This window comes from Pseudomonas chaetocerotis (assembly GCF_015712105.2).
In the GTDB taxonomy this organism is placed as follows: Bacteria; Pseudomonadota; Gammaproteobacteria; order Pseudomonadales; family Pseudomonadaceae; genus Aquipseudomonas; species Aquipseudomonas chaetocerotis.
The window spans coordinates 1-22,131 of the sequence record NZ_JACFYX020000011.1 but is presented as its reverse complement, the minus strand read 5'-3'; the positions used below and the strand labels follow the sequence as shown (position 1 = coordinate 22,131).

General features: G+C 63.0%; 26 protein-coding genes. 17 read left to right on the top strand and 9 right to left on the bottom strand.

The window, feature by feature from the left end; translation table 11 throughout:
• The first annotated feature begins 61 nt into the window (after positions 1 to 61).
• Positions 62 to 811: a substrate-binding periplasmic protein gene (locus H3221_RS18870; RefSeq protein ID WP_196474901.1), complete on the top strand. Its 750-nt coding sequence runs from the start codon at positions 62 to 64 to the stop codon at positions 809 to 811.
• On the opposite strand, the gene H3221_RS18865 is transcribed toward H3221_RS18870, so the two are convergent.
• Complete coding sequence (locus H3221_RS18865) at positions 808 to 2,025, bottom strand: PilT/PilU family type 4a pilus ATPase (RefSeq protein WP_196474902.1); 1,218 nt, start codon at positions 2,023 to 2,025, stop codon at positions 808 to 810. The two genes, H3221_RS18870 and H3221_RS18865, sit on opposite strands and share 4 nt — an antisense overlap.
• 148 nt (positions 2,026 to 2,173) lie before the next feature.
• Between H3221_RS18865 and H3221_RS18860 the strand changes: the two genes are divergently transcribed.
• On the top strand, positions 2,174 to 2,452 hold the full coding sequence (locus tag H3221_RS18860; RefSeq protein ID WP_017362973.1) for a peptidylprolyl isomerase: 279 nt from the start codon (positions 2,174 to 2,176) through the stop codon (positions 2,450 to 2,452).
• 7 nt (positions 2,453 to 2,459) lie between these two features.
• Here the strand turns inward: H3221_RS18860 and H3221_RS18855 are convergent, their stop codons facing one another.
• The 4 genes from H3221_RS18855 to H3221_RS18840 all read right to left on the bottom strand — a co-directional run bounded on the left by H3221_RS18855 (position 2,460) and on the right by H3221_RS18840 (position 5,620).
• Complete coding sequence (locus H3221_RS18855; RefSeq protein ID WP_196474903.1) at positions 2,460 to 3,371, bottom strand: LysR family transcriptional regulator; 912 nt, start codon at positions 3,369 to 3,371, stop codon at positions 2,460 to 2,462.
• A gap of 68 nt (positions 3,372 to 3,439) precedes the next feature.
• Entirely contained in the window at positions 3,440 to 3,919 is a 480-nt protein-coding gene (locus H3221_RS18850) for a nuclear transport factor 2 family protein (RefSeq protein WP_196474904.1), read from the bottom strand.
• Between the two features lie 8 nt (positions 3,920 to 3,927).
• Complete coding sequence (locus H3221_RS18845; protein WP_196474905.1) at positions 3,928 to 4,518, bottom strand: TetR/AcrR family transcriptional regulator; 591 nt, start codon at positions 4,516 to 4,518, stop codon at positions 3,928 to 3,930.
• A gap of 181 nt (positions 4,519 to 4,699) precedes the next feature.
• Positions 4,700 to 5,620, bottom strand: coding sequence for a LysR family transcriptional regulator (locus H3221_RS18840; RefSeq protein ID WP_196474927.1), 921 nt, complete (start codon positions 5,618 to 5,620; stop codon positions 4,700 to 4,702).
• Positions 5,621 to 5,760: 140 nt separating this feature from the next.
• Between H3221_RS18840 and H3221_RS18835 the strand changes: the two genes are divergently transcribed.
• Positions 5,761 to 6,156, top strand: coding sequence for a RidA family protein (locus H3221_RS18835; RefSeq protein WP_075748042.1), 396 nt, complete (start codon positions 5,761 to 5,763; stop codon positions 6,154 to 6,156).
• A gap of 42 nt (positions 6,157 to 6,198) precedes the next feature.
• On the opposite strand, the gene nfsB is transcribed toward H3221_RS18835, so the two are convergent.
• Positions 6,199 to 6,849 (bottom strand): oxygen-insensitive NAD(P)H nitroreductase, encoded by a 651-nt coding sequence (nfsB, locus tag H3221_RS18830; RefSeq protein ID WP_196474906.1) that lies wholly within the window; start codon positions 6,847 to 6,849, stop codon positions 6,199 to 6,201.
• A 125-nt stretch (positions 6,850 to 6,974) separates the two neighbouring features.
• Positions 6,975 to 7,844 (bottom strand): LysR family transcriptional regulator, encoded by an 870-nt coding sequence (locus H3221_RS18825; RefSeq protein WP_196474907.1) that lies wholly within the window; start codon positions 7,842 to 7,844, stop codon positions 6,975 to 6,977.
• 102 nt (positions 7,845 to 7,946) lie between these two features.
• On the opposite strand from H3221_RS18825, the gene H3221_RS18820 reads away from it, so the two are divergent.
• The 13 genes from H3221_RS18820 (at position 7,947) to H3221_RS18760 (ending at position 20,026) form a co-directional block, all read left to right on the top strand.
• Positions 7,947 to 8,369, top strand: coding sequence for a VOC family protein (locus H3221_RS18820; protein ID WP_059392517.1), 423 nt, complete (start codon positions 7,947 to 7,949; stop codon positions 8,367 to 8,369).
• A gap of 18 nt (positions 8,370 to 8,387) precedes the next feature.
• Positions 8,388 to 9,401, top strand: a complete 1,014-nt coding sequence (locus H3221_RS18815) for a homoserine dehydrogenase (RefSeq protein ID WP_196474908.1) — start codon at positions 8,388 to 8,390, stop codon at positions 9,399 to 9,401.
• A gap of 12 nt (positions 9,402 to 9,413) precedes the next feature.
• Positions 9,414 to 10,115: a glutamine amidotransferase gene (locus H3221_RS18810; RefSeq protein ID WP_196474909.1), complete on the top strand. Its 702-nt coding sequence runs from the start codon at positions 9,414 to 9,416 to the stop codon at positions 10,113 to 10,115.
• A gap of 183 nt (positions 10,116 to 10,298) precedes the next feature.
• Positions 10,299 to 11,213: an ABC transporter substrate-binding protein gene (locus H3221_RS18805; RefSeq protein ID WP_196474910.1), complete on the top strand. Its 915-nt coding sequence runs from the start codon at positions 10,299 to 10,301 to the stop codon at positions 11,211 to 11,213.
• Complete coding sequence (locus H3221_RS18800; protein WP_196474911.1) at positions 11,213 to 12,214, top strand: FecCD family ABC transporter permease; 1,002 nt, start codon at positions 11,213 to 11,215, stop codon at positions 12,212 to 12,214. Before H3221_RS18805 ends, H3221_RS18800 begins: the two co-directional genes overlap by 1 nt.
• A gap of 1 nt (position 12,215) precedes the next feature.
• Positions 12,216 to 13,280, top strand: a complete 1,065-nt coding sequence (locus H3221_RS18795; protein WP_196474912.1) for a FecCD family ABC transporter permease — start codon at positions 12,216 to 12,218, stop codon at positions 13,278 to 13,280.
• Positions 13,277 to 14,098: an ABC transporter ATP-binding protein gene (locus H3221_RS18790; protein WP_196474913.1), complete on the top strand. Its 822-nt coding sequence runs from the start codon at positions 13,277 to 13,279 to the stop codon at positions 14,096 to 14,098. Before H3221_RS18795 ends, H3221_RS18790 begins: the two co-directional genes overlap by 4 nt.
• A gap of 219 nt (positions 14,099 to 14,317) precedes the next feature.
• On the top strand, positions 14,318 to 14,854 hold the full coding sequence (locus H3221_RS18785) for a Csu type fimbrial protein (protein ID WP_196474914.1): 537 nt from the start codon (positions 14,318 to 14,320) through the stop codon (positions 14,852 to 14,854).
• A 52-nt stretch (positions 14,855 to 14,906) separates the two neighbouring features.
• Entirely contained in the window at positions 14,907 to 15,407 is a 501-nt protein-coding gene (locus tag H3221_RS18780; RefSeq protein ID WP_196474915.1) for a Csu type fimbrial protein, read from the top strand.
• Entirely contained in the window at positions 15,407 to 15,979 is a 573-nt protein-coding gene (locus tag H3221_RS18775) for a Csu type fimbrial protein (protein ID WP_196474916.1), read from the top strand. The genes H3221_RS18780 and H3221_RS18775 overlap by 1 nt, the downstream gene beginning before the upstream one ends.
• A 3-nt stretch (positions 15,980 to 15,982) precedes the next feature.
• Positions 15,983 to 16,741 (top strand): fimbrial biogenesis chaperone, encoded by a 759-nt coding sequence (locus tag H3221_RS18770; RefSeq protein WP_196474917.1) that lies wholly within the window; start codon positions 15,983 to 15,985, stop codon positions 16,739 to 16,741.
• A 28-nt stretch (positions 16,742 to 16,769) separates the two neighbouring features.
• Complete coding sequence (locus H3221_RS18765; RefSeq protein ID WP_196474918.1) at positions 16,770 to 19,064, top strand: fimbria/pilus outer membrane usher protein; 2,295 nt, start codon at positions 16,770 to 16,772, stop codon at positions 19,062 to 19,064.
• Positions 19,061 to 20,026, top strand: a complete 966-nt coding sequence (locus H3221_RS18760) for a Csu type fimbrial protein (protein WP_196474919.1) — start codon at positions 19,061 to 19,063, stop codon at positions 20,024 to 20,026. Before H3221_RS18765 ends, H3221_RS18760 begins: the two co-directional genes overlap by 4 nt.
• A 4-nt stretch (positions 20,027 to 20,030) precedes the next feature.
• Here H3221_RS18760 and H3221_RS18755 read toward each other — a convergent pair whose 3' ends face one another.
• Both H3221_RS18755 and pdxY read right to left on the bottom strand, forming a co-directional pair.
• Entirely contained in the window at positions 20,031 to 20,336 is a 306-nt protein-coding gene (locus tag H3221_RS18755; protein ID WP_196474920.1) for a hypothetical protein, read from the bottom strand.
• A 144-nt stretch (positions 20,337 to 20,480) separates the two neighbouring features.
• Positions 20,481 to 21,353: a pyridoxal kinase PdxY gene (pdxY, locus tag H3221_RS18750; RefSeq protein WP_196474921.1), complete on the bottom strand. Its 873-nt coding sequence runs from the start codon at positions 21,351 to 21,353 to the stop codon at positions 20,481 to 20,483.
• A gap of 269 nt (positions 21,354 to 21,622) precedes the next feature.
• On the opposite strand from pdxY, the gene H3221_RS18745 reads away from it, so the two are divergent.
• Positions 21,623 to 21,925, top strand: coding sequence for an ArsR/SmtB family transcription factor (locus H3221_RS18745; protein ID WP_072423782.1), 303 nt, complete (start codon positions 21,623 to 21,625; stop codon positions 21,923 to 21,925).
• The last annotated feature ends 206 nt before the right edge of the window (positions 21,926 to 22,131 follow it).

The window sequence follows — 22,131 nt, the reverse complement described above, 5'->3', positions numbered from 1 at the left end:
AGGATCGGCCGGTGCAGCTGGCCGCAAACGCCTCCTATACTGAAGCAACAATGACAACAGGATGTTCGTCGTGCATATGTTTTTCTGCCTGCTGCTGGCGTGGATGCTAGCTGGAACCGCATCCGCCCACGATCCCATCAAGCTGTACATGCCGGACGCGCCGCCGCTGACGCTGCATGACTATGAAAACGGCCATGGCATGGCGGGTGACGTGGTGCTGGCTGCATTGGCAAGGATCGGCAAACTCACCCACATCGTCGCCGAGCCCTGGCCACGCGCCCAGATCAACGTGTCCAGGGGCAGGAACATGCTGATCATACCCCTGTCTCGAACGCCCGAGCGCGAGGAGCTGTATACCTGGATTGCCTCGATCATGGAGCTTGAGCGCGCCTTTTTCAGCCTGGACGAACCCGTCGAGAACTTCGCCCAGGCCCGAGAGCGTTATCGCCGCATAGGTGTCGGCATGGGCACGGCGCAGGTGGGCATCCTGCAGCGCCAAGGTTTCAGCGACGAGCAGATCGTGCAACTCAAACTGGGCGAAAATCCGGCCCATCTGCTCAGCCTTAGACGTATCGACGCCTGGTTCACCGGGGTGCCGGAGGCACTGTACATATGGGAAAGCTCAGCCTATCGCGAGCAGGATCTGCGCAGAAGCCCGACCCTGGCCAGTACTGGCCTGTATCTGGGCTGCTCGAAGGACTGCGATGCGCAATTGGTCGAACAACTGCGCACCGCCATCAGTGAGCTGGAACAGGACGGTGTCAGCCAGCGTCTGCGTCAGGCCTATCTGCCGCTGCTGCCCGATCCTTAAATCCCCTGCCGCCCCGGATCCTCTGGCGGCAGCTCCTCTTCGATGTCCTCAAGCTTCAGTTCCAGCCCCCAGTCGCCTGCCGAGGCAGCTTTCGGTGGCGCAACGGGTGCCGCCACCGGTGCTGCGGCGGGCGCAGGCCGGGCATTGGCCGGGTTGTCGCGGTGGAGCTTGAGCTTCAGGCGCACGTTGTTCGCCGAGTCGGCGTTCTTCACCGCTTCGTCCTCGTCGATTGCCCCTTCATGCACCAGATCGATCAAGGCCTGGTCGAAGGTCTGCATGCCGAGGTTCCTGGATTTCTCCATGATTTCCTTGAGTTCGGAAAATTCGTTGCGCTTGATCAGATCACGCACCGTCGGCGTACCCAGCATCACTTCCACTGCCGCGCGGCGCTTGCCATCGACGGTCTTGACCAGGCGCTGCGAGACGAATGCCTTGAGGTTGTTGCCCAGGTCGTTGAGCAACTGCGGGCGGCGATCCTCGGGGAAGAAGTTGATGATGCGATCAAGCGCCTGGTTGGCGTTGTTGGCGTGCAGCGTGGAGATCGCCAGGTGCCCGGTATCGGCGAAGGCCAAGGCATGCTCCATGGTTTCGCGGTCGCGGATCTCGCCGATCAGGATCACATCCGGCGCCTGGCGCAGGGTGTTCTTCAGCGCGGCATGGAAGCTGCGGGTGTCCACGCCCACCTCCCGCTGGTTGATGATCGATTTCTTGTGCCGGTGCACGTATTCCACCGGGTCTTCGATGGTGATGATATGGCCGCCGCTGTTGCGGTTGCGGTAGTCGATCAACGCCGCCAGGGAGGTCGACTTGCCTGAGCCGGTGCCGCCCACGAACAACACCAGGCCGCGCTTTTCCATCACCGTGCCGAGCAGCACTTCGGGTAGCTTGAGGTCTTCGAAGCGCGGAATATCCAGCTTGATGTTGCGCGCAACGATGGACACCTCGTTGCGCTGCTTGAAGATGTTGATGCGAAAGCGCCCCACGCCGGCCAGCGATATCGCCAGGTTCATCTCCAGTTCGCGCTCGAATTCCTCACGCTGGGCGCTGTCCATGATCGACTCGGCAATCGCTGCCACATCGCCCGCCTTCATCGGCTCCTGGCTCAGCGCCTTGAGCACGCCATTGAACTTCGCGCAGGGCGGCGCGCCGGTAGACAGATAGAGATCGGAGCCATCCTGGGTGGACAGGATTTTCAGCATTGCTTGGAGATCCATGGCGGCGTTTCCGTGAGCGCGATTGAAATACCATAGGCCATGATTCGTCCGCGCCGCGGACAACGCACAACCCACAAAATTGACGCCATTCTGCTGGCGCAATGAATACTGGCACAATAGCGCCCTGACAGAATTGAGGAGCCCATCAATGGCTAAGGCAATGGCCCGCCACATCCTGGTCAAGACCGAAGCGGAAGCCGCCGCGCTGAAGAAGCGCATTGCCGCCGGCGAAGCCTTCGATGTGCTGGCACGCAAGCACTCCACCTGCCCCTCCGGCAAGAAAGGTGGCGACCTCGGTGAAGTGCGGCCCGGGCAGATGGTGCGTGCAGTGGATCAGGTGATTTTCAAGAAGGCGCTGCGTGAAGTGCACGGCCCGGTGAAGACCCAGTTCGGCTATCACCTGATCCAGGTGTTCTATCGCGACTGAGCCCCGCTCAGGCGCCTGGCTCACCCATGAACTCGACGATCTTGCTTCTGAGCCAACGCTCGGCGGGATCGTTATCGGTCACTCCGCTCCAGACCATCGACAGATCCGAATTGACCAGCTCGAATGGCGGGTCATCCGCGCGCAGACGGGTTCCGTCGATCAATGCCGCGGCGGCGAAATCCGGTACCGTGGCGAGCATTTCCGTGCCGGCGATGATCGAGCGCAAGCCACTGAACTGCGGAACCGCCAGCACCACGCGACGCGAGCGATCCAGTCGCGCCAGGTCGTTGTCGATGTTGCCGCACAGATCCCCCGAGAACGACACCAGCGCATGCGGACGCGAACAGTACTCGTCCAGCGTCAGCGCGCCAGGGCGGTCATCGCCACGCAACACCTTGACCTTCATCTCACGCAGCTTGCGGCGCTTGGCGTTAGCCGGTAGCTCGGTGGTGTAACTGACGCCCACGGAAATTTCCCCCGAGGCCAACATGGCTGACATCAACAGGAAGTTGACCCGCCGCACCACGATCACCACCTCCGGCGCCTCTTCGCGAATCTGCTTGAGCAAGGCCGGGAACAGGCCGAACTCGGCATCATCGGACAGACCGATGCGGAAGGTGTCGCGGTTGGTCGCCGGGTTGAACTCGCGGGCACGACTGACCGCACCCGAGATGGTGTCCATCGCCGGCTGCAACTCCCTGAGAATCGCCAGCGCTCGCGCCGTCGGCTCGAAGCCACGGCCGTTGCGCACCAGCAACGGATCGTCGAACAGGTCGCGCAAACGGGCCAGCGCCGCACTCACCGCCGGCTGACCGAGAAACAGCTTCTCGGCAGCGCGGGTCAGGTTCCTCTCGAACATCAGGGTTTCGAAGATCACCAGCAGATTCAGGTCGACGCGGCGCAGGTCGTTGCGATTCATTCAGGGGTCTCGGAGCACGGTGTGATTGACGCATTAAAGCAGCAACTCCCATGCCCACATAGCCCGGATCAGAGGCCCAGTTCGGACAGCCCCGGATGATCGTCAGGACGGCGCCCCAACGGCCAGCGGAACTTGCGCTCGGACTCATGAATCGGCAGGTCGTTGATGCAGGCATAGCGATTGATCATCAGACCGTCGGCGCCGAACTCCCAGTTCTCGTTGCCGTAGGAGCGAAACCAGTTGCCCGAGTCGTCGCGCCACTCATAGGCGTAACGCACGGCGATACGGTTATCGGTGAACGCCCAGAGCTCCTTGATCAGACGATACTCCAGCTCCTTGGCCCACTTGCGCTCAAGGAACGCACGTGCCTGATCGCGACCATTGGCAAACTCGGCGCGGTTGCGCCAGCGCGTGTCGAGGCTGTAAGCCAGGGCGACCCTGGCGGCATCGCGACTGTTCCAGCCATCCTCGGCCAGGCGCACTTTCTCGATGGCGCTCTCGCGAGTGAACGGCGGCAGCGGCGGACGAACTTCAGTAGTTGACGACATGAGACACCTCAGACTTGCGGGGGGTTGAGCCCATCACTGGGCGACAGGGATTGCAGAAGCAATTGCGCAGTACGGCCGGCACTGTCGGCGGCATCCGCCTGGCCGGTAACCATGGCGACGGCGATCGCACCATCGATCAGCAGGAGAAACTGCCTGGCCATTTCCTCGGGATCGACAAAACCGCAAGCCGTGGCCAGTTCGTTCAGATAGGCCAGCAGGCGCTGTTTATGCAAAAGCGCAACGGCGCGGATCTCACTCTCGAGATCACCGATCTCCCCGGCCGCATTGATGAAAGCGCAGCCGTGGAAGTCCGGCACAGAGAACCAGCTGCGCAGCAAGGGGAACACGGCCAGTAGCCGCTCGCTCGGCGATCCCGCAGAAGTGCCGGCGATGAACCATTGCATCCAGCGCTCATCACGCTCGCGCAGCGCGGCGGCAACCAGTGCCTCCTTGGTCGGATAGAGGCGATAGATGCTTTTGCGCGCCACCCCCGAAGCCTTGACGATGGCGTCCATACCGGTGGCATTGATACCACCGGCATAGACCAGATTTTCAGTGGCGCGCAGCAAGCGCTGCTGGATCGAGGCGTCTTCGAGCATGATTCAAACCATAGAGAATGATCGTTCTCAATAACGTAGAACGATCATTCTCTTTAGTCAACTCAATTATCGAAACCCAGGATCAACGGTGTACCAGCCAGGTTTCTGCCGAGATCCGCGACGCCCACTCTGGTGCCAGCTGCGCCGGCGCCGGATGCAGGTCCTGCCGCCGGACGATGACTCACTGCCTTCCCAACACCGGCGCATGCTCGGCCATCAGCGCCACCACCCAATCGATGAATACCCGCAGCTTGGCGCTGACATGGCGGTTCGGCGGGAAGGCCAGGTACATCGGCATCGGTTTCATCTGCCAGTCGTCGAACAGACGCACCAGTTCACCACTGGCCAGGTGTGGCCTGGCCATGTAATGCGGTAGCCAGAGCATGCCCAGGCCCGCCAGCCCCGCAGCCAGATAGGCGTTGCCATCGTCGACCGTCAACAACGGGCGGCCATGGGCCTCGATGCGCTCTTCACCCCGCTGCATCGCATAGGGCAACGCCTTGCCGGTGCGCGACCAGAGAAAACCCACCGTATGATGACCAGCCGCCTCCAGTTCGCGCGGATGCATCGGCGTGCCTGCGCGCTGCAGATAGCCCGGTGTGGCGTAGATACCGAGTTGCAGATCACCGACATGGCGCGCGACCAGCGACTGATCGGTGATCTCGCCGCCACGCACCACGCAGTCGACGTTCTCACCGATGATGTCGATGAGCCGGTCGCTTACGCCCATGGTCAGCTGGATTTCCGGATAGCGCGCATAGAACGCCGGCAAGGCCGGGATCAGCAGCATGCGCGCGAAGGGGCTGGGCACATCCACGCGCAGACGGCCGCGCGGCGCCATAGATGCGCTGGACAGACTGGTCTCGGCATCGTCGATATCGGCCAGCAGACGCACCACACGTTCATAGTAGGCGGCTCCGTCAGCGGTGACGTTGACCTTGCGCGTAGTGCGGTTGAGCAGGCGCACCCGCAGCCGCGCCTCCAGTTGCTGAACGAGCTGGGTCACGCTGGTCTTGCTCATGTGCAGGGTGGCTGCCGCCTTGGTGAAACTGCCGGTTTCCACCACGCGAGCGAAGGCCTGCATCGCATCGAAACGATCCATCATGCATCTCTCTTAAGCCCATGATTGTTTGGATTCTACAAACAGTCATGACCAGAGTTGCTCGTTTATCCAGCCCGGCCGTGTTTTTAAAGTGATTCCATCGTTAACAGCGGGCCGTAGCGGCCCAGATGGAGGCAACAATGACCAGCAAACGTGATGTGGTTTTCCCGGCCGACCGCCATGACCTGTATGAACTGCATCGCTATTCGCCGGCGATTCGCTCCAACGGTTTTCTGTTCGTGTCCGGTCAGGTCGGCAGCCGCAAGGACGGCTCGCCCGAACCCGACCTGAAAGAGCAGGTGCGCCTGGCCTTCGCCAACCTCAATGCGATTCTCGCTGCAGCAGGTTGCAGCTTCGATGACGTGGTCGACACAACCGTATTCATGCTCGACCCGCATGCGCAGTTCGAAACCATCTGGGAGGTGGTAGCCGACTATTGGGGCGAGGCGCCCTACTCGAACGTGACCGCGGTCGGCGTGACCTGGCTGGCCGGCTTCGACTTCGAGATCAAGGTGATCGCCAAGCTGCCAGAGTGAGCGGCGATTGCGCCCCCGTGACGAGGGGCGCAGCCGAAAGGCTCAGAGGTGAGTGAAGACCCGCTCGGCCGGCAGACGCGACTTCGGTAGCTCCGCATTGAAATCGCTGTCGCTGTGATACCCCAGCGCCACCGCGACCATGCTGCTCAACCCCTGGGCGGCCAGCCCCAGCTCCTCATCCAGCGCCTCGCGGTCGATGCCCTCCATCGGCGTGGCGTCCACGCCTTTGGCAGCGGCCCCCAGGAGCAAGGTGCCCAGCGCCAGATAAGCCTGCTTTTCTGCCCAGTGCGGGATGTCGCCAAGGCCACGGTGCAGTTCGACGTAACTGCTGCGGGTATTGTGTTGAGTCGTACGCGCTGCATCGTCGCGGAAGCGGCCATCGTCAGCCTCCTGCTGCAGCACATCGGCCAGGTAAGCATCATCGAGGTCGCGGCGGGCGCAAATCAGGATCACGTGCGAGGCGTTGAGGATCTTCGACTGGTTGTAGGCGAAGCCGCCCTGAGCGCCCTTGGCCAGGCGCGCCTTGCCTTCGGCCGTGCTCGCCACGACGAAGTGCCAGGGCTGCGAATTGACCGAAGACGGCGACAGGCGCAGCAACTCCAGCAGGTCGTCGATGATCGCCTGATCCACCTGGCGATTGGCATCGTAAGCCTTGGTGGTGTAACGCTGACGCGCGAAGGAAACGGGGCTCATGAACACTCTCCTGATCGATGGATGACGCGAAATGGACGCCAGTCTGCAGCATGCCTGTGCATGAAGAAAGCAGGCAAAGCCGCTAGGAGTTTCAAAGCAAAGATGAAAATGCAGGCATCAGCCCTCTATCGGGCCACGCCGGCGCTCTGCAAGCATTCGATAAAACCCGCCACGGCCGCCGAGTGACTGACCTTGGGATACAGCGCACCTATCTCCCGATGAATGGGCGTCGGGCCGAGCGCGATGACGCGAACGCTGGCCGGCAGCGGCAGGATAGTTTCCGTCAACGGCACCACGGCCACGCCAAGACCGCTCTCGACCATCGACAGCATCGCCTGGATATCGTCGACCTCGATCCACTCCTGCAACGTTAAAGAGTGGTCGCGTAAAAAGCGCTCCACCTGGCGACCACCGAAGGACGAGCGGCTATAGCGGATAAAGGGCTGCTCGCGAATGACCGACAGCCAGTCATCGCCAACCACGCCGCTGGCGGCAAGCAGCACGTAGTTCTCGCATGCCAGCGGCGCCCACTCCAGCTCGCGGGGCGGCTCGAACGCCGGACGAATGAGGATGGCCAGGTCGAGCTCTCCCGCTTCGACTCGATCCATCAACTGCAGGGAAACGCCAGGCGACAGATTCACCCGACAGTTGGCAAAGCGCTGGCGGAACGGCACCAGCGCGCGCGTGAGGAGGGTCGCGTGCACCGAGGCGATCGCACCGATCTCCAGCGGTTTGGCCCATTCCTCGTCCTGAGTCGGCTCGCCCAGGGCATCGAAACCGGCGACCAGCACCTCGGCACGCGCCAACGTACGCAGCCCTGCAGCATTCAATATGGCCGAACGACCGGTGCGATCGAACAGAGCGAAACCCAGGCTTTCTTCCAGGCGGCGCATATGGCCGCTGACGGCTGCCTGGGTCAGGCCGATGCGCTCACCAGCGGCGCTGAAAGTGCCATAGCGAGCCACCGCTATCAACGTGCGCAGTTCGATGATCATGTCGATTGATAAGATTCTGTTTTGCTCATGATCAGAACATATAGTTTTTTAAGAGGCTTGTCGCCGAATAGGATGATTCCACTCACCAACGAGGGAACCCCGATGACCGCACTATGCCCGTTCCACCTGGCCTTTCCAGTTGACGACCTGGCCGCCGCCCGCGACTTCTACGGCAACCTGCTCGGTTGCAGCGAAGGTCGCAGCTCGTCAGAGTGGATCGACTTCAATTTCTATGGCCATCAGATCGTCGCCCACCTGGCGCCTGACGAAGCAGGCGCGGTACCGGCCAACGCGGTCGATGGCCACGGCGTGCCGGTGCGCCACTTCGGCGTCGTTCTGCCGATGCACGACTGGCAGGTCGCTGCCGATAAACTCACCGCCGCCGGTGTCGAGTTCATCATCAAGCCCTATATCCGCTTCAAGGGCGAGCCGGGCGAACAGGCGACGATGTTCTTCAAGGACCCGAGCGGCAACGCCGTCGAAATGAAGGCTTTCGCCGACATCAACAACCTGTTCGCCCGCTGATAGCGAAAGGAACGCCCCATGCAAACGCTCAAGGTTGCAATCGCCGGTTTCGGCGGTGTCGGCCGCGCAACGGCCAACCTGCTGCTGCAACGTCGCGACCACTATCGCCAGATCTATGGCGTGGATGTGCGACTGGTTGCCGTATGTGGCTCACGCGCCGGCCTGGCCGATGCCAACGGCATGCAGGCTAACCAGCTGGACGACCTTCAGCCCGGGTTGTCGGGGCCGGATTTCGTGGCGGCGAGCGGTGCCGAAGTGCTGATCGAGGCCGGCCCCAGCGATTTTCGCAGCGGCGGGCCAAGCCTGGACTACCTCTGTGCGGCGCTGTCCGCCGGGCGGGACTGCATCGTCATCTCCAAGGGCGCGCTGGTGCATAGCGGGCCGCGTCTGCGCGAACTGGCCCGCGCCTCCGGTGCGCAGCTGAAACTCAGCGGTGCGGCCGCAGCCGCCCTGCCCACACTCGACCTGCTCGAACACAGCCTGGCCGGCTGCAAGGTGCTCAGCGTCGAGGGCATTCTCAACGCCACCACCAACTACCTGCTCGACGCCATGCGCACCCAGGGTCTTGGTTTCGATGCAGCACTGCGCGAGGCACAAGCCGGCGGTTTCGCCGAAGCAGACACGCGCAACGATACCGAAGGTTGGGACACTGCCTGCAAACTCCTGCTGCTGGCCAACTTCGGCCTTGGCGCCCAGCTGACAATGGCTGACGTCGAGGTCGATGGCATCCTTTCTGTCACCGCGCAGCGTATCGAAGCCTGGCAAGCACAGGGCCTGGTTCCCCGCCTGGTCGGCAGCCTCAGCTACGTGGACAGTGCGATCCGCGCCAGCGTCGGGATCAAGACCTATCCGCTGTCCGATCCCTTCGCCCAGGTGAACGGTAAGAACAAGGCGATCCGCATCAACAGCGACGCCATGGGCGAGACGATCGCCATCGGCGGCGGCGCTGAACCCCTCGCCACCGCCGCTGCGGCGCTGAAGGACTTCGAACATATTCTCCAGGCCAGGGGGCACTCCCCCCTCCTTTACTGACGGACAGTGCCAATGACCGAATGCACCCTGCAAGCCATCCGCCACGTCGGTTTCGAGGATCTCGGCAGCTTCGAGGCGCCGCTGCGCGCTGCCGGCTACCAGATCGAGTACATCGACGCCGCGGAACGTGACCTCAGTCAACTCGACCCGCTCGCAGCCGACCTCCTGGTGGTGCTTGGCGGCCCTATCGGCGTCTATGACCACGACCGCTACCCGCTCGTCTCCGCTGAACTGGAAATACTGCGCGCACGGCTGGCAGCCGATAAGCCGACGCTGGGCATCTGCCTCGGTGCGCAGCTGATGGCTGCGGCATTGGGCTCCACCGTCTACCCAGGGCCAGCCAAGGAAATCGGCTGGTCGACGCTGGAGCTGGCAGCCTCCGACTATCAGCCACTTGCCGCCCTGCACGACGTCGCCGTGCTGCATTGGCATGGCGATACCTTCGACCTGCCGGAAGGCTGCACCCTGCTCGCCTCGACCCCGCTGTGCCGCCAGCAGGCCTTCGCTCGCGGGCAAAACGTGCTGGGCCTGCAATTTCACCCGGAAGTGCGAGGCGACCGCTTCGAACATTGGCTCCTGGGCCATGCCAGCGAACTGGCCAGCTCGGGCAGCGATCCCGTCACCCTGCGTCACGACGCCAAGCGCCATGCCAGAGCCCTTGAGCAAGCGGGCGCCATGATGCTCGGCGATTGGCTGGCCAAGCTGAAGCACTGAGCACAGCAGGAGGCCCGAGCCTCATGACAAGGCCCGGGCATCGCCGGCTCATTCAGCGGCTGCATCCTGTAAACACTTCGTAAATGCGATGGATTTTCATTAACTCACCTAGTAAAAGATAGCTTGCTTTCGATCCTGCCCGGAGCAGCGTTTGCCGCTGCTCGTCTCGACCCGGAGTCCAGCATGTCTATCCGCTCCCACCTGCAACGCACTGCGGCGGCGATTACCACGTCGCTGCTGCTCGCCTTGCCCCTGCACGCCAGCGAACGCACGCTGGACAGCGCCTACGGTCCAGTGAAAATCAGCGGCACTGCGCAGCGCGTGGTGGCACTGGGCGACAGCGCCCTGGATGCGGCGCTGTCACTCGGCATAAAGCCGGTCGGCACCCTGGCCAGCCGTGGCGGCGACGACGTACCGGGCTATCTCAAGACCACGACAGACAAGATCACCCTGGTGGGCAGCGTGCGCGAACCCAACCTGGAGGCCATCCTGCGCCTGCAGCCGGACCTGATACTGGCCTCCAGCGACCTGTCACGCGATCTGTACGCCAAACTGAGCCTGATGGCGCCCACCGTGGTGCCCACCGGCAATTCCTTCCAGGACTGGCGCAAGACCTACTTGACCTACGCCCAGGCCCTCGGGAAACAGGAAGAAGGCCAACAACGCCTCGCCGAAATCGACAAACGCAGCGCCGAACTGCGCCAGCGTCTGCCGCAGGGCCAGGCAGTCAGCGTGGTGCGCTGGAACCCGCAAGGGCCGGTGATCATGTCCAGCCACCTGTTCGTTGGCCAGTTGCTGAACGACCTCGGCCTGCGCGCCAACGAACTGGCCGCAGCCCAGGCGCAGAAGCCGCACAGCGACGTGCTGAGTCTGGAGAACCTGTCACGCATCAATGCCGACTGGATATTCCTCGCAACGCTCAATCCAGATGGTCGCAAGGCCCTGGAAGACGCGCGCAAGCAGCCTGCCTTCACTCGCCTGTCAGCCGTCGCCGACGGTCATGTGGTGACCGTCGACGGCCAGATCTGGAGCAGCAGCTCCGGTTACCTGGCGGCTCAACAGGTACTCGATGACGTGGAGAAGGCTCTGCTCGACTGATGCTCGCTGCACGCCTTTCCGTCCCTCAGGCGCTGAGCTACTCGGCTGTGTGCCTGTTGCTTTTGTGCGTCACGAGCCTGCTGTTAGGCGCGGGTGATATCGGCATCCTGCCCAGCCTGCAAGCCCTGCTCGGCGGCAGCGATGAGGATGCTCGCTTCATCGTCTTCGAACTGCGCTGGGTGCGTACCGAACTGGCCCTGTTGGTCGGCCTCGCCCTGGGCGCGGCCGGTGTGCTGCTGCAAGCGGTGACGCGCAACCCGTTGGCCGAACCTGGATTGCTTGGAGTCAGCGCCGGTGCCTCGTTCGCCGTGGTCCTGGCGATCAACCTGGGCGCCTCGGCTGCCAGCCTGCATCTGGGCGTCGCCATGCTGGGTGCGCTGGTGGGCTGCGTGCTGGTGCTGCTGGTCACGCGCATGCGCGGCGTCGGTGACGACCCCGTACGCATGGTGCTGGCCGGCGCCGCTTTCTCCGGCATGCTCGGCGCGCTCAGTAGCCTGCTGCTGTTATGGGATCAGCGTACCGCCGATGAAATGCGCTTCTGGGTCATCGGCGCCTTGGCCGGTCGCCCGTTGGACACGCTCGACTGGAGCCTGCCCGGACTGATCGGCGGACTGTTGGTAGCGCTGCTGGTGGTGCGTCCGCTGGCTGCCCTGGCGCTGGGCGAGCACGTTGCCAGCGGCCTCGGTCACCATCCGCAACTGACGCGCCTCGGCACCTTACTTGCGGTCGCAATCCTGGTCGGCACCGCCACCGCTGCCGCCGGCCCCATCGCCTTTATTGGTCTGATCGTGCCCTATATCGCCCGTCGCCTGGTCGGCTCGGACATCCGCCGTACCCTCGGCCTGAGCATGCTGCTCGGCCCCTGCGTCCTGCTGCTGGCCGACGTCATCTCACGCCTGCTGGTACGCCCCTACGAACTGCCGGTGGGCGTGGTGGCCGCCTTCGTCGGCGCGCCGATCCTGATTGCCGTGGTGCGCAACCACCGCCTGCCGACCTTGTGACATGAACATTTCCTCTTCACGCCCCCTGCTCGCCCCGGCCAGCCATCACCTGCTGCGCCTGGGCCGCTACAGCCTGCTGCTGCACAGGCGCAGCATGGTCATCGCATTGACCCTCAGTCTGCTGCTGGCCACTGTCGCCACCTGGATACTGGCGGCCGGCGATGACGCCCTCACGCCCAGCAAAGCCCTGCTGGCCGCCTTCGGTCAGGGCGAGGCGCTGCAGGTGTTCCTGATTCAGGAGTTGCGCATGCCCCGGCTGATCGCCGGCCTGCTCAGCGGCGCCGCTCTCGGCGCTGCCGGTTGCCTGCTGCAGACTCTGGCGCGCAACCGCCTGGCCACGCCGGGGGTGCTCGGTATCGACAACGGCGCCACCGCCTTCGCCGTCGCCTCCATCGTCGTCGTGCCTACCAGCCTGGCGCCCTCCGCCCTGGCGCTGAGCGGCGCCGCCAGCGCTGCGGTACTGACCTTTGCCCTGGCCGCCGGCGGTGGCGCACGCGGCTATCGCTTCATCGTCGTTGGCATCGCCATCGGCGCATTGTTCGGCGCGCTGACTAATCTGATGCTGGCACGCAGCGACATGGACGCCGCCAACGCCGCCTACCCCTGGACGGTCGGCAGCCTCAATGCACGCCCGGCCGACTCGGTTCTGCTACTCGGCATCGGCCTGGCCGTGGGCCTACCGCTGGCCAAGCTGCTGGTCAATGCTCTGAGCCTGATGCGCTTTTCCGACAACGTCGCCATCGGCCTCGGTGTGCGCCTGCAACGCATGCGCCTGCTCACCCTGGCGCTGTGCGTCTGGCTCACGGCGCTGGCCGTTGCGGTGGTCGGTCCGGTCGGCCTGATCGCCCTGGCTGCGCCGGAAATGGCGCGCCACCTGTGCAACCGACACGGCGTGCCGGTGCTCAACGCGGCGCTGTCAGGCGCACTGATGATGATCCTCGCAGACTGGCTCGGTCGTACCCTGCTGGCGCCCATCGAAATCCCGGTCGGCATCATCGCTGCTGTGGTCGGCGGCCCCTACCTGCTGTGGATTCTGCTACGCCAGGCCCCAAGGAGCTCGACATGACCCTGCCTTCCTCACTGCTCGGCGACGCGCGCCAGTCCGACGTGCGCCTCGAAGCCCGCGACCTGAGCATGGGCTACGCCCAGACCCGCATCATCGAAGACCTTGACCTGATAATTCCCAGCGGGCAGGTCAGCGCCATCGTCGGCCCCAACGGCTGCGGCAAATCCACCCTGCTGGCCGGCCTGGCTCGCTTGCACAAACCCTTATCAGGCAGCGTCCTGCTCGACGGCAAGGCCATCGGCAGCCTGCCATCGCGTGAAGTGGCGCGCAGCCTTGCCCTGCTGCCGCAAGATGCCAGCGCCCCAGACGGCCTGACGGTCAGCGAACTGATCCGCTTCGGCCGCCAGCCGCACCAGAGCCTGCTGCGCCAGTGGAGCGAGGAAGACCAGGCCATCGTCGATGCGGCACTGGTCGCCGCCGATCTGCTGGAACTGGCCGACCGGCCGCTGGAGTCGATGTCCGGTGGTCAGCGCCAGCGCGCCTGGATCGCCATGGCCATCGCCCAGGCCACGCCTCTGCTACTGCTCGACGAACCCACCTCGGCACTGGACCTGGGCCATCAGATCGAAGTGTTCGAACTGATCCGCCAACTCGCTGCAGCCGGCAAGACCATCGTCATGGTGGTACACGACCTCTCCAGCGCCTGCCGCTATGCCGATCACCTGATCGCCATGCACCAGGGCCGGATCGTCGCCAGCGGCTGCCCGGATGAGATCGTCACCTCGGAGCTGGTCGAGCGTCTTTACGGCGTACGCTGCACGCTGCTGCGCGATCCGCTGAGCGGCACGCCAGTAATTGCCGGGGTGAGCAAGCTCTGAGCTTGAGGAAATGATCTCGCCATCATCTTAAAGATATGTAGGCAATCACCTCATGGGATAAGTCGCTATCTCTTACATGAAAATAGTTTTTACGGGCCAATCAATCAGTTATACGTGCAAAATGAGTTGAGGTCGCTCAAGCCAAGAATGCGTATTCTTTGAGCACGGAAGAGGTCTGGACTATGGTCCAAACAACTCCACTTCGAAGGGACTCGGCCGATGAAGCCCATCACGAGAATCGCCGCATTATTGGCGCTTTCGCATTTCGCTGCACCGGCTTTCTCGGCAGGCGAGTTGCAAGGTCAACTCAACGTTCAGATCACCATCGGCACCGGTTGTACGGTAACCAACGGCACGGCCGACGGCTCCAGCAACACCTTCGGCTCACTGTCCTTCGGTGAATACAACGACCTCGCCAACCTGATCGACGGTCGCTCCTTCGGCAGCGCCGGGGGCAGCTCGTTTGGCTTGCAATGCAGCTTGGGAACCGACTACAGCGTTGCACTGAGCGCCGGGCAGAACGCTTCCGGCAGCCAAAGGCGCATGATCAATGCCGGTGAGTACGTCGCCTACAACCTCTATCAGGACAGCAGCCGCACCGAACCCTGGGGAGACGGCGGCGCCACAGGCACAGTGCTTTCCGGCACTGGCACCGGCGTCAACGAAGAAGTGATCGTCTACGGCCGCGTGCCCTCACAGACCACCCCAAGCCCAGGTACCTACACGGACACCGTACAAGTCACCATCGCCTGGTAGGTACCACGCACTCAAGGCAAGAGGATCTCGAATTTTTCCGGGAAGAATAGCCATGCGCTGCCTGATCGCCTCCCTGCTTTTGATGGCTCCGGCAGTCCTGCCGGCAGTCGACAAGACCGCCACCATCGGCCTGAATGTCGAGGTGTTACCGGCCTGTCAGGCGGGCAGCAGCGGCGGTTCGGGCGCCAGCTTCGGGACCCTGGATTTCGGCACCCACCTCAGACTCGACAACCTGGTTACCCTGGTTGGTCAACCAGACGCAGGTGCCCTGCGCGTCAATTGCCAGCAGAACATCCCCTATCGCGTACTGATCAATGCCGGCTACAGCGGCACCACCAGCAATCGGCAGATGGTCGGTCCCGGCTCCGCCGTAGTCAGCTACAACCTTTACACCGGCGCGGACTACGCCACCGTCTGGGACAACAGCACGGGAGTCAGCGCCACCGGCAATGGCCAGGATCAGTGGCTGGCAATCTACGCCCGCGTGCCGGCACAGAATGCCCCGCCTCCCGGAAGCTACAGCGATACTCTGACCGTCACGGTGAGTTGGTGATGCCGTGCTGGGCACATTCACTCATGGTCACTCGCCTGCTCTGCCTGACCGTACTGGCCATGGGCGCTTTGTCTGCTCGTGGCGACACGGGCATCAACGATCAGATCGTCAGCCAGAGCTTCCAGTTGCGCGCGGAAATCGTACCGGGCTGTCTGCTGGGCGCTGGCGGCAGCGACGCCACCTCGTTCGGCAACATTTCATTCGGCCAGGTCAGCACCCTGCCCAGCAACCTGGATGCGGCCAGCACGCCAGACAACGGGTCCATCGTACTGCAGTGCTCTCCCGGCACTGCCGTCACGCTGTCGCTAAATGCCGGGCTCAATACCGGCAGCGTGGCCGGCGGACGCTACCTGGCGCGTGGCGCGGAGCGCCTGCGCTACCAGCTGTACCAGGACGCCGCACGCAGCATCATCTGGGGCGACGGCAGCAACGGAGGCACGCGCATGAGCATCAATTTCCCTGTTGGCGGCGCCACCCAGACCTACACGGTCTATGCCCGCCTGTTCAGTGTCAGCCCGTTGCCTTCGGCCGGCATCTATACCGACACCGTCACCGTGACCGTGAGTTATTGACCCATGAGCACACGCCCCCTCTTCGCCTGCTGCCTGGCGCTGACCACAGCGCTGGCGAGTCTGGCCACACAGGCTGCCAGCTCCATCCTGATCTGGCCGATCAATCCGCTGATCGAAGCCGATCGACAGAAATCAGCCGCGCTGTGGCTGGAGAATCGCGGGCAGGAACCAGTGGATGTGCAGGTGCGCGTACTGGCCTGGGAGCAGGAGGAATTCGAAGATCGCCTGACGTCGCAGAAGCAGGTCGTGGGCAGCCCGCCAATGGCAACGCTGCAACCGGGCAAGCGGCAGCTGGTCAGGCTGGTCAACCTGGAGCCGCCGAGTGCCGGCACGCTGCGCACCTACCGTGTGCTGGTCGACGAAGTTCTGCCGCCACAACCGCGGCCGTCCCAATTGGGCGTGCAATTCCAGATGCGTTACTCGGTGCCCTTGTTCGTGGTCGGACCTGGGGCCTATCTGGATGACGGTGCGCGAGATGCGCCAGGCCAGGGCCAGCCACTGGCTCCCGATCTGCGCTACCGCGTCGTTGACGGTAGCAACGGCGCCTTCCTTTACCTGCGCAACCTCGGCCCCGCCCCGGCCCGGCTATCCCAGGTCGATCTATCGCGAGACAGCGGCAAACAGCCACTGGCCGAAGGGCTTCTCGGTTATGTACTACCTGGTGCGCAGATGCGCTGGCCTCTGCCGACAGGCGTGCGCAGCGGCCAGGTGCAGGCACGCGTCAACGAAAGTCGACACAAGCAGCCGCTGGCCGCTGAGTAGATCGCTGGTACTGCTGCTACTGGCCACCTTGCTGTCAGTCCCGTCAGCCCATGGCGATGACGCACAGCAGTTCGCCGAGGCGCAGTTGCTCTACCTGGAGTTGATCGTCAATGAGCTGTCCAGCGGCAAGGTGGTGGAAGTGAGAGAACATCAGGGCCGGTTATTCGCCCAGCGCGCCGACCTGCTCGCCGCAGGCGTGCGCCTGCCCTCGGAGACGACGCCCTGGGTCGCTCTGGACCGGATCGATGCCCTGCGCAGCGAATATCAGCAGGACAGCCAGCGCCTGCTACTCACCCTCCCCAGCGAATGGCTGCCACATCAGCGTTTCGGCCCCAGCAGCCTGAGCGAGCCGATGCAGGCGCAGAGTGCGTTCGGCGTGCTGTTCAACTATGACCTCTACTACAGCCACACCGACAACGCTGGCCACTACGCCAACACCTGGCTGGAACAGCGGGTGTTCGACGGTTTCGGCATGATTTCCAACACGGGCGTCCATCGCCACAGTTTCTCCGGGCCGGGCTATCGCGATGGCTATACCCGCTACGACAGCACCTGGCGCTTCAACGATCAACAACGCATGCTCAGCCTCAGCGCTGGCGACCTGATCACCGGCGCGCTGACCTGGAACAGCGCGGTCCGCCTTGGCGGGCTGCAGATTTCACGCAACTTCTCTTTGCGCCCGGATCTGATCACTTACCCATTACCGCGGTTCGATGGCGATGCTGCAGTGCCCAGCACCGTTGATCTGTTCATCGACGACGCCCGCCTCGGTCAACAGGAGCTGCGCCCCGGTCCCTTTACCCTCAACACCGTGCCTTACATCAGCGGCGCCGGCACCGCGACGCTGGTGACCACGGATGTGCTGGGGCGCCAGGTCTCCACCACCGTACCCTTTTATGTGACCGATACCCTGCTGCGCCAGGGGCTTTCGGACTTCTCCCTGTCGCTGGGCAAACTGCGCCGCAACTATGGCGTGGACGATTTTTCCTACGGCAGCCTGGTGAGCAGCGGCAGCCTGCGCCACGGCGTGACCGACAGCCTCACCCTGGAGAGCCATGCCGAAGCCGGCGCAGGCCTGCGCCAGGCTGGTATCGGCGCTACCGTCGGACTTGGTCTGATGGGCACCCTGACCAGTTCCGTGAGCCAGAGCAGCGGTATCGGCAACGGCCAACAGTACAGCCTTGGCTATAGCTACTACGCGCGTCGCTTCGGTATCACCGCGCAGCGCATCCAGCGCACCTCGGGCTATGCCGACCTGAGCGTCGCGAACGCCCTGGATAACGACCTGGCCGGCGGCCCGCTGAGCAAGATCCTCGATCAATTGACCTTCAGTTTCAGCCCTGAGGGGCTCGGCTCATTCGGCATCGGCTACTTCGCCAGTGAGGAACAGACCGGACAGCGCACGCGCCTGCTCAACCTGTCCTGGTCACGCAGCCTGTGGGGCAGCGCCAGCTTCTTTCTCTCCCTCAACCGCCAGCTGGACGACGCCTCGCATGCCATCCAGGCACAACTGGTCATCCCATTCGACCTGTACTCCACGCTGACCACAGGCGTGGAGCGAGACAGCAACGGTAACCAGCGCGCACGCGCCAATTACAGCCGCAACCCACCCAGCGACGGCGGTCTGGGGTGGAACCTTGGCTATGCCGGCGGCGACAATGAATACCGCCAGGCTGACCTGACGTGGCGCACCCAACATGCACAGGTGCAGGCAGGCGCCTACCAGAACGACGGCATCACTACCCGGTGGGGCGGCGTCAGCGGCTCGCTGGTTGCCATGCAGGGACAGGTATTCGCCAGCAACCGGATCGACGACGCCTTCGTGCTGGTCAGCACCGAGGGTTATTCAGATGTGCCCGTGCGCTACGAACATCAATTGCTGGGTCGTACCGACTCGGCAGGTTACCTGCTGGTGCCCTGGGTGCCGTCTTACTACCCCGGCCAGTACGAAGTCGACCTGCTGAATCTGCCGAGCAACCTGCAACTGTCGGAAACCCAGAAGCGCATCGCCGTGCATCAGGGCAGCGGCGCATTGCTCGCCTTCCCCATGGAGATGAGCCTGTCAGCCAGCATCCAGTTGGTCGACGGCCTGGGACAGCCACTGCCCCGCGGCAGCCAGGTGCTGCATCGTCCCAGCGGTCAGCGCACCTACATTGGCTGGGACGGCCAGCTGTATTTCGAAGGGCTGGCGAAGGACAACCAGTTGGAAGTAGAGCTGGCCGATGGCAGCCGTTGCAGCAGCCGGTTCTCGCTGGACGACAGTGCCATGGAAATAGCCGTGATCGGCCCCCTCACCTGCCTGCAGCAGGACGCTCAGCCATGATCCGCAGGCTGATTCACGCACTCCTGCTGTGCGGCGCACTGGTAAGCGTACCGACCTACGCCTGCAACACTTATGCGGGGGGCTCGGTCAATCTGGGCAATACCAACTCTCTGAGTTTGCGCACCACACAGCAACAAGCAGCAGCCGGCGCGGGCCTGGCCTGTCCGGGATTACTTCAGGTACTGGCGGGTGCATATGTCCGGGTCACGCTGCAGACCCCCGGCACCCTGGCCCTGCAAGATGGCCAGGGCAATCAGATCCCTTTTCAGGTGTTTCAGGACGCTGGCTACAACCAGGCGCTGGTAGCCGGCCAACCGCAACAGCTCGGTGCAATCAACCTGCTGGCGCTCGGTGGCAACTCCACCGCCATCGGCCTGTATTTTCGTACCAACCCCGGCCCCAACGTGCCAGCCGGCACCTACACCGCCACAATCACCCTGCGCTGGGACTGGGCGATCTGTACCGTCGGCGCGCTCAATATCTGCGCCTGGAACCGCAGCCCCGGATTGACGCAAACCTGTGTATTGATCTGCGGTGCCCCTACCAACTGGGGTACGGGCTCACTCGCCACTCTGACCATCACTCTGGTGGTCAGCAAAGCCTGCCGCGTCGATACCTTGCCCAACGTGGACTTTGGCGCCAATGCCCTGATCAGCCAGTTCAACGCGCAGCAGCGTACCTTCGCCGTCACCTGCACCAATACGGAGGGCTACACGCTGAGTTTCGACAATGGGCAGAACTATCAGGCGCCCTGGCGACGCCTGACCAATGGTAGCCAGTTCATTCGCTACAACCTCTACTACAGCGGCAGCAGCCTGATCTGGAACGCCGCCTCACCGCTGACGACCAGCGGCACGGGTAACTCGCAGAGCTTCAACTACCAGGCGATTCTGGACCCCGGGCAAGCCAACGCGCCGGTGGGCGTCTATACCGACAACGTGCTGCTGATCATCAACTACTGAAGCATTACCAGTAGATCACCAGCGTCGAGCCGGCATCACCGCCGGCAGGCAGCACCATCGAGGTCGCCTCTGCATTCAGGCTCGACGTTAAGGCTCGCCCGTGAGCGTCCTGCACCTGATAGACGGCATGCTCACAGTCACGCGCGGACAGGTGCGCGGCAGCAGCATCGCCACGAACAGCAACCTCGCAACGCTTCAGAATGGTCAGGCTGATCTGTAGCTGCCCGCTGATCTGCTCAGCAAGAGAAAGATTGGCAGTGGCGCACAGCGCGGTGGCCACGAACAAGGCAAGAAATCGGTGAAACGACATGATGACGGTCTACGGTAAGGCTGGCCTGCTGCGGTGAAGGTCAAAATCCATCCGTAGAAACGGTCACGACATCAGGATGTGGACCGCAGGCAGGAGAATACGGTGATATCACATTGAAATCACCATCATTCCGACGAACGTGGTTCAGGCCAAGGGTTGCGCGACGAAGCGCTTGCCCGGCACCACGATCTGCTCCTGCGCGGCGATCAACGGCAGATCGCGCGCGCCGTCCGCAGTCTGCTCGACCAAGGCGTACAGCGTTGCCGTGGCCAGTTCCAGCGCTTGCGGCAATGCCTGCCCGGCCAGCAACCGGCCCAACAACGTGGCCGAGAACACATCGCCCATGCCATTCGGCAATGGATGCAGTGCCAGGCGCGGGGTGCGTACCAGCCAGGCGCCCTCGCCGTTCACCGCCAGCGTGCCCAATTCGCTTTCAGGGATGTCCGGCGTCGCCAGGCTGGTGACGATGACCACGTCAGGGCCTCGACCGCGCAACTGCCGAGCGATCTTCACCGCCTCCTGCAAACTGGCCGGTTTCGAGCCCGTGAGCAGTTCGAACTCGAACTGATTGGGCGTTATGATATTGGCGAAAGGAATCGCCTGATCGCGCAAAAAATCGGGAATCGCCGGGTTGACGAACACGCCGCGCCCGACGTCGCCCATCACCGGATCGCACAGGTAACGCAGCGCCGGGTTGTGCTGGCGAATCTCGCCCACCGCTTCAAGGATCACCCGCCCCGTATCAGCATCGCCCAGGTAGCCGGACAGTACCGCCGACAACCGCGGCAGCACCCCGCGCTCACGCAACCCCAACAGCACCTCGCGCACATGCTCGGCACCGAACACCTGCCCGCGAAACTGGCCGTAACCGGTGTGGTTGGAGAACTGCACCGTGTGAATCGGCAGCACCTCGAAGCCCAAGCGCTGCAACGGAAACACCGCAGCAGCATTGCCGACATGCCCCCAGGCGACATGCGACTGAATGGAAAGAACGAGGGGCGGTAGCGTGGCGCTCATGACGATCTCTGTTGGCTGGGTACGACGGGGCACAGATTATTCGTCAAGCGGCCTGGGTATACCACTACCTGCTCAAGCGCCGAGCTGTCAGAGACGGCTCCCGGTGACTGAGTCATGTCTCGACAGCTTGAACGCCTCGGCAAGCCAGAGACTTGAGGTGCACTACAAAGACTTGCCGACACCCCGGACAGCGCCTCTCGAACCGGGCGCCCGACGAATGGGTAATTACTGCATTGACATATCGGTAAATCTCGATACTATGCCCCCCCATGGAACTGATCAATGTATTCAAAGCCCTCTCGAATCCCACCCGCCTTGGAATCCTCAAGGGGTTGAAGGATCCGGTTAAGAACTTTCCTCCGCAAGATGAAGGGGACGTTCATACCGTGGGTGTGTGCGTCAGCAGTATTCAGGAAGGTGTCGGTCTGTCGCAGTCGACGGTGTCCGACTACCTCGCGACGCTGCAACGTGTAGGCCTGGTCGAAGTCCGTCGGATCGGACAGTGGACCTACTACAAGCGCAATGAAGCCAATATCCGTGCTTTGGCCGAACTCATAGGCAAGGAGCTGTAATTTTTTGACCCGACATATCGACACTTCTCGATATCCCTTTTAACCGAAACAAGGACTGACAACCGAGAGCCCCCAGGCAACGGCGCGTGTTTTTTTACATCAACACATCGAAAATTCTCTATATCCCTTTTTCTAGAAACGAGGAAACACAATGAAAGCGCAAGTACTCAAATCCTTTGGCGGCCCGAACGCATTCGAACTGAGCG

What these genes read in the sequence shown, in the direction of transcription:
- H3221_RS18870 (WP_196474901.1), top strand. Translation starts at nt 62, where the DNA reads ATGTTCGTCGTGCATATGTTTTTCTGCCTGCTGCTGGCGTGGATGCTA.
- H3221_RS18770 (WP_196474917.1), top strand. Translation starts at nt 15,983, where the DNA reads ATGAGCACACGCCCCCTCTTCGCCTGCTGCCTGGCGCTGACCACAGCG.
- H3221_RS18850 (WP_196474904.1), bottom strand. Translation starts at nt 3,919, where the DNA reads ATGTCGTCAACTACTGAAGTTCGTCCGCCGCTGCCGCCGTTCACTCGC.
- H3221_RS18755 (WP_196474920.1), bottom strand. Translation starts at nt 20,336, where the DNA reads ATGTCGTTTCACCGATTTCTTGCCTTGTTCGTGGCCACCGCGCTGTGC.
- H3221_RS18825 (WP_196474907.1), bottom strand. Translation starts at nt 7,844, where the DNA reads ATGATCATCGAACTGCGCACGTTGATAGCGGTGGCTCGCTATGGCACT.
- H3221_RS18860 (WP_017362973.1), top strand. Translation starts at nt 2,174, where the DNA reads ATGGCTAAGGCAATGGCCCGCCACATCCTGGTCAAGACCGAAGCGGAA.
- H3221_RS18840 (WP_196474927.1), bottom strand. Translation starts at nt 5,620, where the DNA reads ATGGATCGTTTCGATGCGATGCAGGCCTTCGCTCGCGTGGTGGAAACC.
- H3221_RS18790 (WP_196474913.1), top strand. Translation starts at nt 13,277, where the DNA reads ATGACCCTGCCTTCCTCACTGCTCGGCGACGCGCGCCAGTCCGACGTG.
- H3221_RS18820 (WP_059392517.1), top strand. Translation starts at nt 7,947, where the DNA reads ATGACCGCACTATGCCCGTTCCACCTGGCCTTTCCAGTTGACGACCTG.
- H3221_RS18845 (WP_196474905.1), bottom strand. Translation starts at nt 4,518, where the DNA reads ATGCTCGAAGACGCCTCGATCCAGCAGCGCTTGCTGCGCGCCACTGAA.
- H3221_RS18760 (WP_196474919.1), top strand. Translation starts at nt 19,061, where the DNA reads ATGATCCGCAGGCTGATTCACGCACTCCTGCTGTGCGGCGCACTGGTA.
- H3221_RS18745 (WP_072423782.1), top strand. Translation starts at nt 21,623, where the DNA reads ATGGAACTGATCAATGTATTCAAAGCCCTCTCGAATCCCACCCGCCTT.
- H3221_RS18835 (WP_075748042.1), top strand. Translation starts at nt 5,761, where the DNA reads ATGACCAGCAAACGTGATGTGGTTTTCCCGGCCGACCGCCATGACCTG.
- H3221_RS18855 (WP_196474903.1), bottom strand. Translation starts at nt 3,371, where the DNA reads ATGAATCGCAACGACCTGCGCCGCGTCGACCTGAATCTGCTGGTGATC.
- nfsB (WP_196474906.1), bottom strand. Translation starts at nt 6,849, where the DNA reads ATGAGCCCCGTTTCCTTCGCGCGTCAGCGTTACACCACCAAGGCTTAC.
- H3221_RS18805 (WP_196474910.1), top strand. Translation starts at nt 10,299, where the DNA reads ATGTCTATCCGCTCCCACCTGCAACGCACTGCGGCGGCGATTACCACG.
- H3221_RS18785 (WP_196474914.1), top strand. Translation starts at nt 14,318, where the DNA reads ATGAAGCCCATCACGAGAATCGCCGCATTATTGGCGCTTTCGCATTTC.
- H3221_RS18865 (WP_196474902.1), bottom strand. Translation starts at nt 2,025, where the DNA reads ATGGATCTCCAAGCAATGCTGAAAATCCTGTCCACCCAGGATGGCTCC.
- pdxY (WP_196474921.1), bottom strand. Translation starts at nt 21,353, where the DNA reads ATGAGCGCCACGCTACCGCCCCTCGTTCTTTCCATTCAGTCGCATGTC.
- H3221_RS18800 (WP_196474911.1), top strand. Translation starts at nt 11,213, where the DNA reads ATGCTCGCTGCACGCCTTTCCGTCCCTCAGGCGCTGAGCTACTCGGCT.
- H3221_RS18775 (WP_196474916.1), top strand. Translation starts at nt 15,407, where the DNA reads ATGCCGTGCTGGGCACATTCACTCATGGTCACTCGCCTGCTCTGCCTG.
- H3221_RS18815 (WP_196474908.1), top strand. Translation starts at nt 8,388, where the DNA reads ATGCAAACGCTCAAGGTTGCAATCGCCGGTTTCGGCGGTGTCGGCCGC.
- H3221_RS18780 (WP_196474915.1), top strand. Translation starts at nt 14,907, where the DNA reads ATGCGCTGCCTGATCGCCTCCCTGCTTTTGATGGCTCCGGCAGTCCTG.
- H3221_RS18795 (WP_196474912.1), top strand. Translation starts at nt 12,216, where the DNA reads ATGAACATTTCCTCTTCACGCCCCCTGCTCGCCCCGGCCAGCCATCAC.
- H3221_RS18810 (WP_196474909.1), top strand. Translation starts at nt 9,414, where the DNA reads ATGACCGAATGCACCCTGCAAGCCATCCGCCACGTCGGTTTCGAGGAT.